Raw genomic sequence first — 17,121 nt, forward strand, 5'->3', positions numbered from 1 at the left:
TGCGCGCCATGCCCGGCGCACCATCGAAAAAGGCGCCACAGGGGCGCCTTGCACATCAGGTTTTTTCAGGTCTTGTTACATCAATCCAGCAGTTGATAAGCTGGCAGGGTCAGGAAGTCCACCAGTTCATCTGCTGTGGTAATGTCCAGCAATAAGGCTTTGGCGCGTTCAAAATTCTGGCTATGCCAGACCTCGGCGCCCACCTCGGCGAACACTACTTCGGCTTCTTGCTCCAGTAAGGTAGCAAAAAATGCTTTGGTGACCAGCTGACCATTACTCAGCTGCTTACCATGTTTGATCCACTGCCAGATCGAGGTTCTGGAAATCTCCGCCGTCGCAGCGTCTTCCATCAAACCATAGATCGGTACGCAACCCTTGCCGCTGATCCAGGCGGCAAGATATTGTAGCGCCACCCGGATATTGGTGCGCATCCCCTGCTCAGTGCGTTCACCATCACAAGGCGCCAGTAACTCAGCGGCCGTGACCGGCGCATCCTGCTCGCGCAGCACATGCAGTTGATTGGTTTTACCGCCAGTTAACACCTGGTCAAAGACCGCATTGGCGGTAGCTGCCAGCCCCGGATGGGCTACCCAGGTACCGTCATGGCCATTACTGGCTTCCAGCGTTTTATCGGCAGTCACCCGCTCTAAAATCGCGGCATTAGCCGCCGGATCCTTAGCCGGAATAAAAGCCGCCATACCGCCCATCGCCAGCGCACCGCGCTTATGACAGGTTTTGATCAGCAGTCGCGAGTAAGCACTTAAAAACGGCTTATTCATGGTCACGACCTGCCGATCTGGTAATACCCGATCCGGATGGTTATTTAAGGTCTTGATATAGCTAAAAATGTAATCCCAGCGCCCACAGTTCAGCGCGGCAATATGATCTTTCATCATATACAGGATCTCGTCCATCTCGAATACGGCTGGCAGGGTTTCGATCAGGATAGTGGCGCGGATGGTACCTGTCGCCACAGCAAACTTACGCTCGATAAAATGGAAGATATCATCCCACCATTTCGCTTCCAGATGGCTTTGTAATTTCGGCAGGTAATAATACACGCCGGTACCTTTCGCCAGGCGGGTCTGATAGTTATGGTAAAAATACAGCGCAAAATCCAAAATGCTGCCCGGAATTTGCTCACCATCCAGCTCAATATGCTTTTCCCATAAGTGCAAACCGCGGACCCGGGCAATTAACAACGCCGGGTTGTCTTTTAACGCATAGTGTTTACCGCTTTGTGGATCGGTATAGCTGATAGTACCCAGATTAGCATCGCGCAGGTTGATTTGGCCCTCAATCACACCATCCCAGCTTGGCGTTTGTGAGTCTTCAAAGTCCGCCATAAAGACTTTGACATCGGCATTCAGGGCGTTAATGATCATCTTGCGATCCACCGGACCGGTAATTTCCACCCGGCGATCCAGCAAATCGGCTGGTAAGGGCGCAACCTGCCAGGCGCCGTCGCGGATGGCTTGGGTTTCAGGCAGAAAATCAGGTAAGGCACCGGCATCAAATTGCGCCTGCCGCTCTGCCCGAGCGGCTAACAGGGCTTTTAACCGGGGCCGGAATAGCTGTACCAGCTCGCTGACAAATTGACAGGCCGGTTCAGTCAGGATCTGCTGATAGGCATCGCTGATCGGCGCTTTAATGGTTAAGCCGCCACGGGTAATCGCTGTTGTCATGTTGCTGCCTCTGTACTGTTTCAGATGAAGTTACTATAAGCCGGATTTCTCCATAAAAGCCATTAATGGCGACTATGACAAGCATTCTTACAGAAAATATCAAAATCGTGGCGGCAACAATAATTGTGGCACAGCTTATGCTTAGACATCACTACCTTACAGGTCTTGTCAATTTTTCGTCGGAGGATGCATGGAATTTGTCATGCTGTTATTAGTTTTGCTGGTGGTGCTGGTCGCCCTGGTCGCCAGCCGTTTTATTGACAATAGTAATCCATTTCAGGTGCAGGCTAAACCAAGCTTGTTTAGTCCGGTCGAGCGCTCCTTTCTGAGTTTGCTGGAAAAAGCCGCGGCAGCTGATTACAAAATATTGAATCGGGTGAAACTGGCCGATGTACTGGAAGTACGGGACAGTGCTAATGACAAAACCCGGCGCAGCACGCTGTTAAAATTAAATGCCAAGTATCTGGATTTTATCCTGTGTGAGCCTGAATCGATGAAAGTAATCGCCGTAGTCGATCTGGTCAATGTACAGCACAGGGATGGTCATAAGGCGGTACCTGACTGGTTTGTCAGCGGTGCCCTGGAGGCAGCTGGTATCCCCTATCTGCGTATTGCCATTAAATCCGGTTATACTGTGACTGAATTACAGGCTGCGCTGGCGCAAAAACTAGGCAAGCCAGCGCCCAAGGTCGAACCGACGTTAAAGGGTTTAGTGAAAAAGGGGCCAACCCGACCAATCCGCTCGTTAAAGCCCACTACCGCAACCTTAGCAGCGCCTGCCTTGAGGGCAGTACCGGCGCTTTCACACTCACAAATTAAAGCGCAGTCTACTGCGCTGATCCAAGCTTCTTAACGCACAGGAGAAATGAGTCACTCCGCGCTAAGATCGAATGCCGCCTGCTGCAACAGGCGGCATTCACCCTTTTATTCAGCCTGCTATTGTCCCTGCCGCTAAAAATAACTAAAGTTAAAAACAACAACGCCGATATAAGATCGCCGTTAAGCTAACCGGAGGGAAAAATGAGTCAATCCGTTGGCGCCCTGGCGTCTGCTCAGGCCTTTGAGGTACTGGGTGCTGTTATGGCCAAGAAACAACAGAATCAGCAAGCACAAATGACCAATTTATTGGTGCAAAGTGCAATGCAAACTGTTGAACAAACCTCAATGGCACAGCCGGTGGGGAATCTGGGTCAAAATATCAATATCTCGGTATAGTCACCGACAGGTCACGGCGACAGTAAGCTCAGTTTACTGTCGCCGCCCTTTTTACCGGCGTTTAAAGCGCACCACTAATTCGTGTAACTCGCGCGCAATATGCTGCATTTGCACTGTCGTTGCGGCTGATGCATCAGCCTGTTGCAGGCTTTGCGTGGAAAGATCGGCAATATTTACCACCTGCTGATTAACACTTTCTGCAACATGCGCCTGTTGCTCGACCGCTGTCGCCATCTGCAGCGCCATCTGGGTAATCGCATTAACCGCTTCTGAGATACCATTTAGCATTTCGGCCGTTTGCCTGACTTGCTGTAAGCCACTTTCGGCGCCTTCCGTACCCGCAGCCGCCACCCGTACCGCATTGGTCGCTCTGCTACCAAGCTCATTGATAATGCTATGAATTTCTTTGGTAGAATGCTGGGTGCGCTGCGCAAGATTACGCACCTCATCGGCCACAACAGCAAAACCCCGTCCTTGCTCCCCGGCGCGAGCCGCCTCGATAGCGGCATTAAGTGCTAACAAATTGGTCTGCTCGGCAATTTGCTCAATCATTTGCGCCACCGAGGCAATTTTTTGGGTTTGCTCTGATACCTCCGCCACCGAGCTGGCAATCTCAGCCACCGTTTGCCGCAAATCCTCAATCACTTTGCGCGTGGTGCGGGCAGCATCCCGTCCCAGTGCCGCCAACTCATTAGCATGCTCAGCCCGGCCCGCCGTTTCCTGCACGTGCCCGGACACTTCATTGATGGTGGTGGTCATCTGATGCATCGCCGCAGCAGTCTGATCCGTTTCCTGCTGTTGTAAACGGATTTTCTGCCGACTGGCATCGGCTTGTTGTTGCCCCAGCTCCGCTTGCCCGGCAACAGATTTAGCCGCGTCTTCAATCCGGGTTAACACCGCCCCCAAATGCGCTTCCGAACTCATAATGCTGACTTTCAGTGCCCCGAGATCCGGCTCATCATCAGTAAAGGTTAACACCGCTAATTCATGCTTAAAGGCGTTGTGTAACAGGGTCTCCAGACTATGTAACGCGCTTTTTCGACTGTAGTGCGCTACCACGAAATGGCCTACCAACAAGGCCAGCAACAATACCGGGAGACCGACACCCGGCATCAGCCAGTAGCCAAGACCGACCGCGACCAGCGTTAGCAACATATAGGCTTTTTCGGCATTAAAATGCCAATGCCGGGTCGAATATTTGCCGGCATTGATCGCCCGGTAAAGCTTATCAGCGCGCTCAACATTTTGCCGGCTGGGACAGGAGCGAACCGACTCATACCCCACCACCTTACCCTGTTCAGTCACTGGCGTCACATAGGCATCGACCCAGTAATAATCGCCATTTTTACTGCGGTTTTTCACCAGCCCCATCCAGGGCCGGCCGGCTTTTAAATGCTCCCACATAATTTTATAGGCCAGCGGCGGCATATCCGGATGCCGCACTATATTATGCGGTTGGCCAATCAGTTCTTCGCGGGTAAAACCACTGATTTTGACAAAGTCATCATTACAGTGCTGTATCATGCCACGTAAATCGGTGGTGGAGATCAGTTTAACATCGGGGCTAAAGGTACGTTCGTGCTGGGTGACGGGTTGATTGATACGCATTAGTGCTCCTGCTTGCTTAACATCCTGATACCAAGCATAGCAAGCAGGTTTGGCTTCGCCAGTAAAAGCGAGAAAGATTATAGCGTTAAGTTTGTTTTAGCTGCAAAGCCGGCGCCGAAAAGCTCACCCCGGCCCAACCACTACGCTGAAAGTTGCGGATATTCTGGTGGTCAGTACCAGCCGGAGATTCCATTACCTGCCGGTAGTACTCACCGAATAATTGCAGCGTTTGCGCTTCCGACAATTGATGTAATTGTGCAAAGGCCAGAATTTTACAAGAACCGGTATTTTCGCCGGCAGCATTACTAAGCTCACCGTTTTGGAAGGCGACCGGTGTGAAATAATAATGTTGTTCAATTACCGCAATACTTTGCGCAAAACTGATACTATCCGGCTCAGTACTGAGTTGAATAAAAAAATCATCTAGCATGTGGCCCCTCCCGGCAACAATTGCAGAGGGCTCATCTTAAAAGCCTGCCCCACCAACTGCAATGCCCTTGACACTACCTTGGCAAATAAAATCTGGCACCAGCTGACAGAGCAGCAGAGGCTGCTGTCAGTCTGGCGCGGCTTAACTCAGAATTGATAAGAAACGCCAAGACGAAATTCGTTCTTTGCTGCACCACTGTTTAGTGCCAGGCTGCTGCGCACTGCCCAGTCGCGACTAAGATAAAACGCAATACCCGCCCCCAGGCTACCGTAATTATCGGCAATAGTATGATAACTGGCTTCGGTAAAGAGTTCGGCCTGGGGTGTCAGCGCATGTTTAACGCCAGCACCAAAGTAGAGACCGCTTTCATCCGCATCGCCGGAATAAGAATTCACACCCGCCAGCAGATAGGTTTGGCTTTGCGGTGAGAAATCCAGCTTAAAGCCGGTTAAATAGGCCACCCCCAGATCGACAACATTGAAATCAGCCCGGCCCCGTGATTGGCGACTGTAATCGGCACGCAAGACCCAGTTTGGCGCAAACTGCACTGAGCCACCGATATAAGGGCCATCGCCGCCAGCGTCAGTATAGCCGGCACCAATATAATTCCAGCGGACATTTGCTTCAGCGGGCACCAGCGTCAGTGTGCTAAGCACAGTAAGAGCAATAAACGTCTTGTTCATATCACAACTCCAGATAAAGGTTGCTGCGCTAAATTAGCGCTTTACACAGGGACCTAATTTAGCCGGCTAGCCTTAACCGGCTATGAATCGCGGCTAAGTGGCGAGATAGTTCTAGATAAGCGAACAAAGAGTGCCGAATTTTGCACTTATCTTTCGAACGATTATCAGATTTAATAGCACCAACAACTTAACCGGAGGTGACTATGCGTAGCATCAAACAACTGATCCCAGCCGTTACTGTATCGGACGGTGCTGGAGTAAAAATCAAACGTAGCCTGGGACAACAACCGCAACTGCGGTTAGATCCCTTCCTGATGCTGGATTGTTTTGGCTCTGAACAAGCCAGTGACTATATTGCCGGCTTTCCGGCCCACCCACACCGGGGCTTTGAAACGGTCACCTATATGCTGGATGGTCATATGTTGCATGAAGATCACCTGGGTAATAAAGGCCATCTGAAGAGTGGTGGTGTGCAATGGATGACGGCCGGCCGCGGTATTATCCACTCCGAAATGCCACAGCAGGAATCAGGCCTGATGCGCGGTTTTCAGTTATGGCTGAATTTACCCGCCGCTGAAAAAATGAAAGACGCAGCTTATGTCGATATTGCTCCTGAGCAGATCCCGACAGCTCAGCTTGCAGCAGGGATCAGCGCAAAAGTTATCGCAGGAGTCCTTGAACAGCCAGGGCAGCAATGGGCTGGTCCAATTCAAGGCCTGAGCACAGCACCGCTGTATTTTGATTTTACTGTCGAGGCTGGCGCTAGCCTCAGTATTCCGGTACCGGATGGCCACAATGTGTTGCTTTACCCTTTTAGTGGCGAAATTAACGTGGCGGGTAGTAAAGTCAAAGAGCATCATGCTGCGGTGCTGGGAACCTCAGGCGACGTCGAGTTCACGGCACTGACATCCTGCCGGGTATTGTTGCTGGCCGCAAAGCCGCTGAACGAGCCCGTCGTGCAATATGGTCCCTTTGTTATGAATAGTGTGGAGGAAATTGAACAAGCTATCCGCGACTATCAGAGTGGCCGTTTAACGTCCGGCAAGCCGGCGCAGAGCATCCGCTTACATCAATAGACCGTTTAGAAAGCCGGTGCTTTTCCGGGGCACTGGCTTTATAATGTTGTTTTCGACTAATCCGGATTCAACACATGCAACTGATTGGTATTATTGGGGCGATGGAGCAGGAAGTCGCCCTGCTAAAACAACAAATTAACCAGGTTCGTACCGAGCAGCTGGGCGGCTATACCTTTTATTTGGGTGAACTGGCCGGCAAACAGGTGGTGCTGGTGCAATCAGGGATCGGTAAAGTTGCTGCGGCTGTGGCGACGACCCTGATGATTTGTCAGTTCAAACCCGACTGTATTATTAACACTGGCTCAGCAGGCGGTTTTGATCCGGAGTTGAATGTCGGCGATGTGGTGATCAGTACCGAGGTCCGGCATCATGATGTCGATGTCACTGCCTTTGGTTACGAGTTAGGTCAGGTGCCACAGATGCCACCGGCCTTTAGCGCGCATCCGGCGCTGGTGCGGGCCGCAGAGCAAAGCATCAGTACCCTGGGTTTTTGTAAAACCAAGAAAGGGCTGATTGCTACCGGTGACAGTTTTATGTGCGATCCGGAGCGGATTGCCCGCACCCGCACACAATTTCCAGAGATGCTGGCAGTAGAAATGGAAGGCGCCGCCATTGCACAAAGCTGTTATATGCTGCAAACCCCCTTCGTTGTGATCCGCAGCCTCAGCGATATTGCCGGCAAAGAATCGCCGCAATCCTTTGATGCCTATCTTGAAGTTGCCTCCAAGCACAGCTCTGCCATGGTGCTGGAGTTACTGGCAGCAGTTGGCGACTTAACGTTGTAACTGACGGATGGCCGAATCGCTGCTGTTTGCCGCAGCACTTTGCGCGGTCAGTTTGCAGGCTGCCTGGCTGCTGCCGGTCAGCCTGCAACTGCACCCGGTTAGCCTGGTCGCCCGCTTCTGTCAAAAACTGGCGCTGAAAGTCCATCCCGATGCCCGGCGTCCCGCAGCACAACAGCGTCTTGCCGGTTTGCTGGCGCTGTTGTTAGTGCTGAGTCTGCCCCTGCTATTGTGGTATGGCTTCTATCTGATGTCATCCTGGCCCCTGTTACTGGATGCCATTATCTTACTCTGCTGTTTTAGCTGGGCCGGCTACCGCCAGCTGGGACTATCGTTGTGCCGCCAGCTGGAGCAAGGGCAATTGGCCCAAGCCAGGCAACAAGCTCAACTACTTCTATTGCGCGATAGCAAAGCGCTCAGTCAGTTAGGGTTGGTAAAGGCCGCGCTGGAGAGCCTGACCGTACGCTTTCAGCAACAGGTTGTGGCGATCATCTTCTGGTACCTTATTGCCGGTGCCGCCGGCGCCCTGTGCTGTCGCTTATGCCAGATAGCCAGTCAGCAGTGGTCAGTTAAACGGCCTGAGTTCCGGGAATTTGGCCGTGCCGCGGCGCTGTGCAGCCGCCTGTTTAATGTGCCAGCTTATCTACTCGGCGCCATTTTGTTGCACCTGCAAAGTATTGGCCGTCAGGCACAAGCACCGGTCGAACGGACTGAGGGTAAAGCCTTTCCTGTTAGCCGCCGCCTGTTGTTACAGCAACTTAGCCGTACCCTGAAGGTAAGTCTGGGCGGTCCGGCTCGTTATCAGCAACATGAGGTTCGCCGGCCACGCCTACAACAACGCTATGAGCCGGTGGTCGCAGATGTCAGACGGCTGCTGACCCTGCTCGATTATCAGCTCTATATCTGGCTGCTGTTACTGTGCCTGTGCTGTTGCCTGCTATGGTTTGTCGCAATGCCAGGCTAAACCTCTGCGCCGACAGATCACTTAGCGTATCGCGACAGACTGGACAAACCCTGTCTGCTCGTTATATGTTGCTTAGCCGACTCAGGTAGCTTTGCTATCAGCCTGAGTTCGCCGGCGCTGTCTTTTCAATACAATAGCCAGATATCAGAGCAGTGACGCAGCGCCGACCTGACCAGTGAAAGGAACAATTAGTGCGAACAGTCTTTGTTGCCTTGCTACTGCTGATCTGCAGCCAGCTGAGCGTGCAAGCGCAAACAACATTATTGCCATTAACGCCGGAACAAGGCTTATCCAACGGCATGGTCAGAGATCTGCATCTGGATCGCCATGGTTTCCTGTGGATCGCCACGGCCGGCGGTATTAACCGTTATGATGGCAATCAGTTAATCGAACTGCACAGCAAAGACCATCGTCTGTCGGAAATTGCCTTTAACGATATTCTGGAAGATAGCCAGGGCCGGCTCTGGCTAAGTGCGGATCATACCGGTTTGTACCTCTATGACGTGCAAAGCGGTGATTTTGAGCTGTTTGTAAAAGCGCCGCGTGAACCCGGACATCCGGTAGAAGCCACCATCCTCACAGTTACTGAATTAGATGCTGAGCATTTACTATTTGTGGTGAATCAGGCCGTGTACCGGCTGCGTATTAAAGATCGGCAACTGGACAAGGTGTTCGATCTGGCGAATATTGGTTACCCTGCAGGCTGGATCCGTCATCTGCTGGTGCAACAGCAGCAGCTGTTTATCGCCGCTTTTAATGGCCTGATCCACCTGGATCTCAGCAGTGGCGAGCATCGGTATCTGCCACATTTACCAGCAGAGATCGCTACACCAAGCACCGCACAACAACATACCAAATACTTGCTGGCAACAAACGAGCAGCTATACGTTGGTACTGTCAGTGGCCTCTACCGTATAGCGCGGCAGGATATCGACAATTTTCTGCACCATGGTACGCCATATCAGGCACAAACCCTGGTGGCAGAACGGAATATCTGGCATCTACGCTACCGCGGCGATAATCTGCTACTCGCGACAGATAGCGGACTCTGGCAACTGACCGCCAGCCAAAGCGTCCCTGAATTATTACTGTGTTTTAGCCAAAGCAATCAGCAATTACAGGATAATACGCTGGTTGATATCGCCCTGGATAACGAAGGGGGGTTCTGGCTGGCAAACCGGGGGGAAGGCGTATTTTATTATCATCCGCAAACCGATGCCTTCCAGAGCTGGTCTGCGAACACCGGTTTTGCACTTAGCCACCCCAATGTACAGTCAATGACTGAATTGCAAGGTGATATCTGGCTGGCAACCCAGAATGGTTTAAACCGGCTTAATCCGCAAACTGCTGAAGTTAAACAGTACCTGGTGAATACGAATGCCACACCCAGTCTGCACCAGGGCCGGATCCAGAAACTGGTCGCACTTGCCGACAAACTGTATTTGCAGAGTTATTATGCCGGCTTGCAACGCTTTAACCCGGCCAGTGGTGAACTAGAACCCATTGCCATTGCCCAGGCCGATCTGCTCGGTCCGGGGTTACATTCACTGTTTTATTTTCAGCGCACTTTTTACTTTGTGCAAAACAAGGCAATTTACCGGTACAACCCTGAACGAAACCAGATCACCGCGCTGGAACAGCTGACTGCCGCGCTACCAATGGAATACTTTGGTGAGTTTCTGGGTTCGGCCGACAATGGCAAAACCCTGTTACTCAGCACCTCAGACAAGCTGTGGCGTTATGATCCTGCCAGCGGAGAGGTAGAACTGGTGTTCAGCCTGCCGGATCAGCGTCCGCAGTTAAACCGCTATGCCTCGACACTGCACCTCAGCGCCAATGGCGTGTTATGGCTTGGGATCAAGGGCGCAGGCTTATATGCTTTTCAACCCGATACTTTTGAGTTACTGAAACATTTCTCAGTGCAATCCCAATTACGCAGTGACGAAATTCTGGCATTGACCAGTGATGCTGTGGGCGATCTCTGGTTTTCCTCACGCCATGGCCTGGCCAGAGTGGATACCACCAATCTACAAGTTGAGTATTTTGGTAAAGCTGATGGCCTGGCATTCTACGATTTTAACCCGGATGCAGTGTTAAAATTGAGTGATGGTCGTCTGGCCTTTGGCGCCAAAAATGGCGTCATGCTGCTCTCCCCGGCGCAGGTGAATTACCAGCAGGTGCCACTTCGAGTCGTTATCACTGAGTTCGCCAACCTCAGTTTGCAACAACCGCTAGCTCAGGGTTTTCTGAACAATCGCAGCTTTACTCTGCCCTATAATCAAAGTGGCGTTCGTTTACAGTTCAGCGCTATGAGCTTTCAGCAAAATCACCGGCTGCGCTACCGTTTCTGGCTCAGCGGTCAACAGCAACAACATACTGCCGAGCAACAAGGCAACCAGGTGATTTTTCCGCAACTGGCACCGGGTCACTATCAGTTTAATGTGCTGGCAATCTCCCCCCTTACCGGTGAACAAAGTGAAGTGGCCAGCCTGTGGCTGACCATCACCCCGCCCTTATGGCGCTCTGTGCCGGCTTACCTGTTGTATACCTTAGTATTGATGCTGACAGCCTTACTGGTTTGGCAGCGCCGGCGCCAGCAGCAACTATTACTAAGACGCGCTCATAAAGAACTGTTAAGCAGCGAACAGCGGCTCAATCAGGCGCTATCGTCGATTAACAGCGGCGCCTTTGAATGGCAGGCCGGTAATAACAGCCTGGAATCTAACCGCCTGCCCAGAATGCTCGGTACCTCAGAGCTGATGAACCGCATTACCTGGCAACAACATTGCTCACTGATCCACCCCGACGATCTGGCCAATGTTGAACAACAGTGGCAAAGAGTGCTGGCCCAACCTGAGCTAATGCTGGATATCACCTATCGGATGCGGCATCAGGATGGCCGCTGGTTATGGTTCCGTGACCGGGGCCGGGTGATCGAACTGGACAGTGCTTTGCAGCCCAGCCGTGTCACCGGCACCTACAGCAACATTACCGAAACCAAGGCCAACGAAGAAAAAGCCCGGCTGTTTGGTGAAGCCTTCCAGCAAACCCGCGACTGGGTGGTGATCCTGGATACCCGGCAACGGGTGTTGGCGGCAAACCAGTCGTTCTGCCAGGCCTTTGGCGGTATCGAACCTTATCTTGACAGCCCGCGGGTGCATCATCTTGGGATCAGTCTGGTACGTCGCCGCTATTACACCCAGTTGCTGAAAACCATGGCCAAAGGCGATCACTGGCAGGGCGAAGAGCAGGTGATCACGCCTGATGGCCGCGAACGTCCGACCTTGATTAATATCAGCGCAGTCGGCGAACAGGACGTCAGTTTCTTTGTACTGGTATTTACTGATATCACCGCGCAAAAGGCAGCCGAAGACGAGTTACGCTATCTGGCCAACTATGATGCATTAACCGGCTTACCGAACCGGGCCCTGCTGATGGACCGCATTCTGCATGCTATCGAGCAGGCCAAACGCGAGCGGCGCTCACTGGCATTGTGCTTCCTTGATTTAGATAAGTTCAAACATATCAATGACTCCCTGGGCCATGATATCGGCGATCTGATGTTAAAAGAGGTTGCCCGGCGCCTGAAACTAACACTGCGCGACAGTGATACGGTTGCCCGTTTGGGTGGCGATGAGTTTGTTGTACTGCTCGAAGGTTATAAGAGTAATGACAATATCAGTCATGTCGCCCGCAAAATGTTGCATACCATCAGTGAGCCGATGCAGCTTGGCTCCGAGACCGTCGCCGTCTCACCCAGTATTGGCATCGCCATTTACCCGGATGATGCGTTAAATGGCACTGAGCTGATGAAGCATGCCGACGTCGCCATGTACCATGCCAAAGAAGCGGGTCGCAATAACTTCCAGTTCTTTATCCGGGAAATGAACGAAAAAGCCCATATGCAACTGGCGCGGGAAACCCGCTTACGTAGAGCCATAGCGCAGCAGGAGTTTGTGAACTTCTACCAGCCGATTATCGACAGCCGCGAGCATAGTATTGTCGGTGCGGAAGTACTGTTACGCTGGCAAAGTAGTGACGGCATGATTTCGCCGGCGGAATTTATTCCGTTAGCCGAAGATTTACGACTGATCGTCAATATGACACAACAGCTACTGGAACGGGCGCTGTCAGATCTGCAGCAATGGCGCCAGGCCGGTTATGCACTCTATTTATCAGTCAATCTGACCACCCAACACTTGGAACAACCGGCACTGGCGGAAACCGTGCTGGCACTACTGAAAAAATACCGGTTACCAGCCCATGCACTGCGTTTTGAAATTACCGAAAGTGCGCTGATGCGCGATCAGCAAAGTGCGATCCGCACCATGCAATCACTTAGCGACGCCGGTATTAAGCTGGCGCTGGATGATTTTGGTACCGGCTACTCTTCACTGAAATACTTAAAGGAGCTGCCACTGGATGCAATTAAAATTGATCGTAGCTTTGTGCAGGACATCGGTATCGACCATAACGACGAAACCATTATTGATGCCATGCTTAGCATGGCTGGCAGTCTCGGCCTGTATTGCGTGGCGGAAGGGGTAGAAACCGAACAGCAACTGGCGTTTTTTAATAAACGCCATTGCTATCTGATCCAGGGCTTCCTGTTTAGCAAACCCTTACCTGCCGAGGCCCTGCTGGCGTTGCTGCAATCAGAACAATTTGCACCAGCGCCTTACAGTGAAAACGAAAACTGGCAGATTTAAACGCTGTTTAGTCGCTGGTTCAGGCTTTTGTCACGATTCAGCGGTATACTGGCGGCTTTGTAATTCGCCGGATGCATTATGGCTCCCCATCTCGTTAAAGGTGCCCTGCTGTTATTGCTGGCCGAGGCCTGTTTTGCCGGCATTGGCGCCGTAGTAAAGTTTACCAGCGCCACCGCCAGTGAAGCCCAGGTGGTGTTTTTCCGTAATTTCTTTGCCTTGCTGCTAATGCTGCCGTTTTTGTTTAAACACGGTTTTAGCCTGCTGAAAACAAGGCGTTGGTATCTGCATGCCAGCCGGGCCCTGACCGGTATTATTTCGATGTACTGTTTTTTCTATGTACTGGCCCGCTTGCCACTGGCACAGGGCATGCTGGTGCTGCTGCTTTCCCCCTTTGTGGTGCCAATCATCGCCCGCTTCTGGCTAAAAGAGCGGCCCTCGCGCATCACGCTGGCCGGCATTGTGCTCGGCTTTGCCGGGGTGGTACTGGCATTACCCACCCCGGACCCTAACCTGAATCTGATCTTACTGGTGGCGCTGGCGTCTGCGATCCTGGTCGCGGTGACCAAAACCACTATCCGCTATATGTCTGATACCGAGCCGGCGGTGCGTATCGTCTTTTATTTTTCGCTGTTAACGGCTGTGCTGTCGGCGGTGCCGGTGCCTTTTTACTGGCAGCCGCTAAATACCGAAGTCTGGCTGGCATTTTTGGGCATGGGGGTATTGGCAGCGGTGGGCCAGTTAGCGATGACCCGTGCCTATGCCATCGCGCCGGCCAGTGATATTGGCATGTGGACTTACAGCAGTGTGATCTTTGCCGGCGCCTTTGGTTACCTGTTCTGGCAGGAGCCGGTCACCATGAGCTGGGCTGCCGGGGTGCTGGTGATTTTCTATGCTGGTTATATCACTACACGGCAGCGCTTACTCTGAATGGAATACTTTAGCGTCCCGCTCTGGTACTGCGTCGTCAGACAGGCTAAAATACGCTCCCTTTTTTACAGGCGACAACACAGGCAAGAATAATGGGTAAGAAGCTGCATATTAAAACCTGGGGCTGCCAGATGAACGAATACGATTCATCGAAAATGGCGGACCTGCTGGATGCCACACATGGCTATACGCTGACCGAAGAGGCAGAAGAGGCCGATGTGATCTTGCTGAATACCTGCTCGATTCGTGAAAAGGCTCAGGAAAAGGTGTTTCACCAGTTGGGCCGTTGGCGGCCACTGAAAGAAAAGAATCCGGAGCTGATTATCGGTGTTGGCGGCTGCGTGGCGTCACAGGAAGGCAGTGCCATCCGTGAGCGGGCCCCCTTTGTTGATATCGTATTTGGCCCGCAAACCCTGCACCGGTTACCGGAAATGATCAATTCCGTGCGCGGTGACCGCTCACCGGTGGTTGATGTCTCCTTCCCGGAAATCGAGAAATTTGACCGTCTGCCAGAGCCAAAGGCCGAAGGTCCGACTGCTTTTGTCTCCATTATGGAAGGCTGCTCGAAATACTGTACCTTCTGCGTGGTGCCCTATACCCGCGGTGAAGAAGTCAGCCGGCCACTGGATGATGTGTTATTTGAAATTGCCCAATTAGCCCAGCAAGGGGTGCGTGAAGTCAACCTGCTGGGGCAAAACGTCAATGCTTACCGCGGCGCCACCCATGATGGCGGTATTTGTCATTTCTCCGAATTACTGCGCTTAGTGGCCGCCATCGACGGTATTGACCGTATTCGTTACACCACCTCGCATCCGGTGGAATTTACCGACGATATTATTGAAGTGTATCGTGATGTGCCGGAGCTGGTAGACCATTTACACCTACCGGTACAGTCTGGCTCGGATCGGATCTTAACGCTGATGAAGCGCGGCCATACCGCGCTGGAATATAAAGCGCAGATCCGCAAACTGAAGAAGATCCGCCCTCACCTCAGCATGTCATCCGATTTTATTATCGGCTTCCCCGGTGAAAGTGATGAAGATTTTCAGGCCACCATGGATCTGATCCAGGCGATTGATTTTGATATGAGCTTTAGCTTTATCTATAGCGCCCGCCCCGGTACGCCAGCCGCCGATCTGCCGGATGATGTCAGCGAAGACACCAAAAAACAGCGCCTTTATATTCTGCAGGACCGGATTAACCAGCAGGCATTAAAAATCGCCCGTGGTATGCTGGGTACTGAACAGCGGATCCTGGTGGAAGGACCCTCGAAAAAGAATATTATGGAGCTGACCGGCCGTACCGAAAATAACCGGGTAGTGAATTTCGAAGGCTCACCCGAGATGATTGGTCAGTTTGTTGATGTTAAGATCACCGATGTATTCAGTAACTCATTGCGTGGTACTGTATTGCGAACTGAACAACAAATGGAACTGCGCCGCCAGACCGCCCCGGCACAAATTCTGGCCCGGCAGCCAAAAACCGATGAGTTAGGCGTGACGGCATACGTCCCCTAAGCCTGCGTCTGAACCAATAGAGAGAGCCAGCTTGAACAGCGACAGTAGCAGTATTGAATTACAACTTGAGCCTGCCGACCACCGGCGGCTCACCTTACTCTGCGGCCCCTATGACGATAATCTGAAGCATCTGGAACGGCGCTTACTGGTCGAGATCAGCCATCGCGCCGGCCAGATCCGCATCGACGGTCCCACAGCTAATATTGACGCCGCCGCCCTGATCCTGCGCGAGCTGTATCAGCAAACGCTGAATGGCCAGCAACAAGTGCAAGCTATCAGCCCGGAGCAGGTACATCTGACTATTAGTGAACACTTTGATATTCAGTATCAGGGGCAGGAAGGCACCCAGCGCGAATTTTCACTAAAAACCAAAAAAGGCTTAATCAAACCCCGCAACCCGAATCAGGCTGCCTATGTGGCAAACGTGCTGCAACATGATGTTAGTTTCGGCATTGGCCCGGCTGGTACCGGTAAAACCTATCTGGCCGTGGCCTGTGCGGTGGATGCGCTGGAAAGTGGCCAGGTCAAACGGATAGTGTTAACCCGTCCGGCGGTAGAAGCCGGCGAAAAACTGGGCTTTTTACCCGGTGATCTGGCGCAAAAAGTCGACCCTTACCTGCGCCCGCTGTACGACGCCCTGTTTGAAATGCTCGGTTTTGAAAAGGTCGAGAAATATCTGGAACGTGGCGTGATTGAAATTGCGCCGCTGGCCTATATGCGCGGCCGTACGCTAAATGATGCCTTTATTATTCTGGATGAAAGCCAGAATACCACCATCGAGCAGATGAAGATGTTTCTAACCCGCATCGGTTTTAGCGCTAAAGCCGTGATCACCGGTGATGTCACACAGGTCGACTTGCCCCGCGGTCAGTATTCAGGCCTGAAACATGCGATTGATGTGCTCAGTGCCGTGCCGGAAATCAGCTTTAACTTCTTTAATGCCAAAGATGTGGTGCGCCATCCGATAGTGCAGCGCATTGTGATGGCCTATGAAGCCTATGAAGCGGCGCAACCAAAAACTGAAGAGCCAGCACGTAGCGGGAGTCGCCGATGAGTATTATCCTGGATTTACAACTGGCCAGCAGTGCTCAGGATCTGCCTGACACAACTCAGTTTCAAACCTGGCTGGACGCGGCCATCTTGCCGTTTCAGGAGCAGGCTGAGGTCACAATCCGGGTTGTGGATGCCGCAGAGAGCCAGCAACTGAATCTGCAATACCGCGGCAAAGACAAACCGACTAATGTGCTGAGTTTTCCGTTTCAATGCCCTCCCGGCATTGAGCTGCCGCTGCTTGGCGATCTGGTGATTTGTGCGCAAGTCGTTGCTACGGAAGCAGCTGAGCAGGGCAAGCCGCTGGCGTCACACTGGGCACATATGGTGGTGCACGGCTGCTTGCATTTATTGGGATTTGACCATATAAATGACGCTGATGCTGAGCAGATGGAAGCAGAAGAAATTCAGATTCTGCAGCAACTTGGTATCAGCAACCCCTATTTACTGGATGAAATCTGATGTTCAATTGTTA

At 52.2% G+C, this 17,121-nt stretch carries 14 protein-coding genes; 10 read left to right on the top strand and 4 right to left on the bottom strand.

Annotated elements, in window-relative coordinates:
• Positions 1 to 80 precede the first annotated feature (80 nt).
• On the bottom strand, positions 81 to 1,685 hold the full coding sequence (gene aceB / locus A9165_RS10740) for a malate synthase A (protein ID WP_065955867.1): 1,605 nt from the start codon (positions 1,683 to 1,685) through the stop codon (positions 81 to 83).
• 202 nt (positions 1,686 to 1,887) lie between these two features.
• Here aceB and A9165_RS10745 point away from each other — a divergent pair, with 202 nt between their 5' ends.
• Together A9165_RS10745 and A9165_RS10750 are read left to right on the top strand one after the other, a co-directional pair.
• Positions 1,888 to 2,538: a DUF2726 domain-containing protein gene (locus A9165_RS10745; RefSeq protein ID WP_238534589.1), complete on the top strand. Its 651-nt coding sequence runs from the start codon at positions 1,888 to 1,890 to the stop codon at positions 2,536 to 2,538.
• A 167-nt stretch (positions 2,539 to 2,705) separates the two neighbouring features.
• Positions 2,706 to 2,900, top strand: coding sequence for a hypothetical protein (locus A9165_RS10750; protein ID WP_008608675.1), 195 nt, complete (start codon positions 2,706 to 2,708; stop codon positions 2,898 to 2,900).
• A gap of 51 nt (positions 2,901 to 2,951) precedes the next feature.
• Here the strand turns inward: A9165_RS10750 and A9165_RS10755 are convergent, their stop codons facing one another.
• The 3 genes from A9165_RS10755 to A9165_RS10765 all read right to left on the bottom strand — a co-directional run bounded on the left by A9165_RS10755 (position 2,952) and on the right by A9165_RS10765 (position 5,621).
• On the bottom strand, positions 2,952 to 4,508 hold the full coding sequence (locus A9165_RS10755; protein WP_065955868.1) for a PAS domain-containing methyl-accepting chemotaxis protein: 1,557 nt from the start codon (positions 4,506 to 4,508) through the stop codon (positions 2,952 to 2,954).
• An 85-nt stretch (positions 4,509 to 4,593) separates the two neighbouring features.
• Positions 4,594 to 4,938 (bottom strand): HopJ type III effector protein, encoded by a 345-nt coding sequence (locus A9165_RS10760; RefSeq protein WP_008608679.1) that lies wholly within the window; start codon positions 4,936 to 4,938, stop codon positions 4,594 to 4,596.
• A gap of 146 nt (positions 4,939 to 5,084) precedes the next feature.
• A complete protein-coding gene (locus A9165_RS10765) occupies positions 5,085 to 5,621 on the bottom strand; it encodes a hypothetical protein (RefSeq protein WP_065955869.1) in 537 nt (178 codons plus the stop codon).
• A 203-nt stretch (positions 5,622 to 5,824) separates the two neighbouring features.
• Here A9165_RS10765 and A9165_RS10770 point away from each other — a divergent pair, with 203 nt between their 5' ends.
• The 8 genes from A9165_RS10770 (at position 5,825) to ybeY (ending at position 17,108) form a co-directional block, all read left to right on the top strand.
• Positions 5,825 to 6,697, top strand: coding sequence for a pirin family protein (locus A9165_RS10770; protein WP_065955870.1), 873 nt, complete (start codon positions 5,825 to 5,827; stop codon positions 6,695 to 6,697).
• A 74-nt stretch (positions 6,698 to 6,771) separates the two neighbouring features.
• Entirely contained in the window at positions 6,772 to 7,482 is a 711-nt protein-coding gene (mtnN, locus tag A9165_RS10775; protein WP_065955871.1) for a 5'-methylthioadenosine/S-adenosylhomocysteine nucleosidase, read from the top strand.
• A gap of 7 nt (positions 7,483 to 7,489) precedes the next feature.
• Positions 7,490 to 8,443, top strand: coding sequence for a cobalamin biosynthesis protein (locus tag A9165_RS10780; RefSeq protein WP_065955872.1), 954 nt, complete (start codon positions 7,490 to 7,492; stop codon positions 8,441 to 8,443).
• A gap of 191 nt (positions 8,444 to 8,634) precedes the next feature.
• Positions 8,635 to 13,152 (top strand): EAL domain-containing protein, encoded by a 4,518-nt coding sequence (locus A9165_RS10785; RefSeq protein ID WP_065955873.1) that lies wholly within the window; start codon positions 8,635 to 8,637, stop codon positions 13,150 to 13,152.
• 78 nt (positions 13,153 to 13,230) lie between these two features.
• On the top strand, positions 13,231 to 14,079 hold the full coding sequence (locus A9165_RS10790; RefSeq protein ID WP_008949858.1) for a DMT family transporter: 849 nt from the start codon (positions 13,231 to 13,233) through the stop codon (positions 14,077 to 14,079).
• Positions 14,080 to 14,171: 92 nt separating this feature from the next.
• Positions 14,172 to 15,596: a tRNA (N6-isopentenyl adenosine(37)-C2)-methylthiotransferase MiaB gene (gene miaB / locus A9165_RS10795; RefSeq protein ID WP_065955874.1), complete on the top strand. Its 1,425-nt coding sequence runs from the start codon at positions 14,172 to 14,174 to the stop codon at positions 15,594 to 15,596.
• Positions 15,597 to 15,627: 31 nt separating this feature from the next.
• Positions 15,628 to 16,650, top strand: a complete 1,023-nt coding sequence (locus A9165_RS10800) for a PhoH family protein (RefSeq protein ID WP_008949860.1) — start codon at positions 15,628 to 15,630, stop codon at positions 16,648 to 16,650.
• Positions 16,647 to 17,108 (top strand): rRNA maturation RNase YbeY, encoded by a 462-nt coding sequence (ybeY, locus tag A9165_RS10805; RefSeq protein WP_008949861.1) that lies wholly within the window; start codon positions 16,647 to 16,649, stop codon positions 17,106 to 17,108. The genes A9165_RS10800 and ybeY overlap by 4 nt, the downstream gene beginning before the upstream one ends.
• The last annotated feature ends 13 nt before the right edge of the window (positions 17,109 to 17,121 follow it).

This window comes from Alishewanella sp. HH-ZS (assembly GCF_001704375.1).
GTDB classification, from domain to species: domain Bacteria; phylum Pseudomonadota; class Gammaproteobacteria; order Enterobacterales; family Alteromonadaceae; genus Alishewanella; species Alishewanella aestuarii.

What these genes read in the sequence shown, in the direction of transcription:
- A9165_RS10745 (WP_238534589.1), top strand. Translation starts at nt 1,888, where the DNA reads ATGCTGTTATTAGTTTTGCTGGTGGTGCTGGTCGCCCTGGTCGCCAGC.
- A9165_RS10750 (WP_008608675.1), top strand. Translation starts at nt 2,706, where the DNA reads ATGAGTCAATCCGTTGGCGCCCTGGCGTCTGCTCAGGCCTTTGAGGTA.
- A9165_RS10770 (WP_065955870.1), top strand. Translation starts at nt 5,825, where the DNA reads ATGCGTAGCATCAAACAACTGATCCCAGCCGTTACTGTATCGGACGGT.
- A9165_RS10780 (WP_065955872.1), top strand. Translation starts at nt 7,490, where the DNA reads ATGGCCGAATCGCTGCTGTTTGCCGCAGCACTTTGCGCGGTCAGTTTG.
- ybeY (WP_008949861.1), top strand. Translation starts at nt 16,647, where the DNA reads ATGAGTATTATCCTGGATTTACAACTGGCCAGCAGTGCTCAGGATCTG.
- A9165_RS10760 (WP_008608679.1), bottom strand. Translation starts at nt 4,938, where the DNA reads ATGCTAGATGATTTTTTTATTCAACTCAGTACTGAGCCGGATAGTATC.
- miaB (WP_065955874.1), top strand. Translation starts at nt 14,172, where the DNA reads ATGGGTAAGAAGCTGCATATTAAAACCTGGGGCTGCCAGATGAACGAA.
- aceB (WP_065955867.1), bottom strand. Translation starts at nt 1,685, where the DNA reads ATGACAACAGCGATTACCCGTGGCGGCTTAACCATTAAAGCGCCGATC.
- A9165_RS10790 (WP_008949858.1), top strand. Translation starts at nt 13,231, where the DNA reads ATGGCTCCCCATCTCGTTAAAGGTGCCCTGCTGTTATTGCTGGCCGAG.
- mtnN (WP_065955871.1), top strand. Translation starts at nt 6,772, where the DNA reads ATGCAACTGATTGGTATTATTGGGGCGATGGAGCAGGAAGTCGCCCTG.
- A9165_RS10765 (WP_065955869.1), bottom strand. Translation starts at nt 5,621, where the DNA reads ATGAACAAGACGTTTATTGCTCTTACTGTGCTTAGCACACTGACGCTG.
- A9165_RS10755 (WP_065955868.1), bottom strand. Translation starts at nt 4,508, where the DNA reads ATGCGTATCAATCAACCCGTCACCCAGCACGAACGTACCTTTAGCCCC.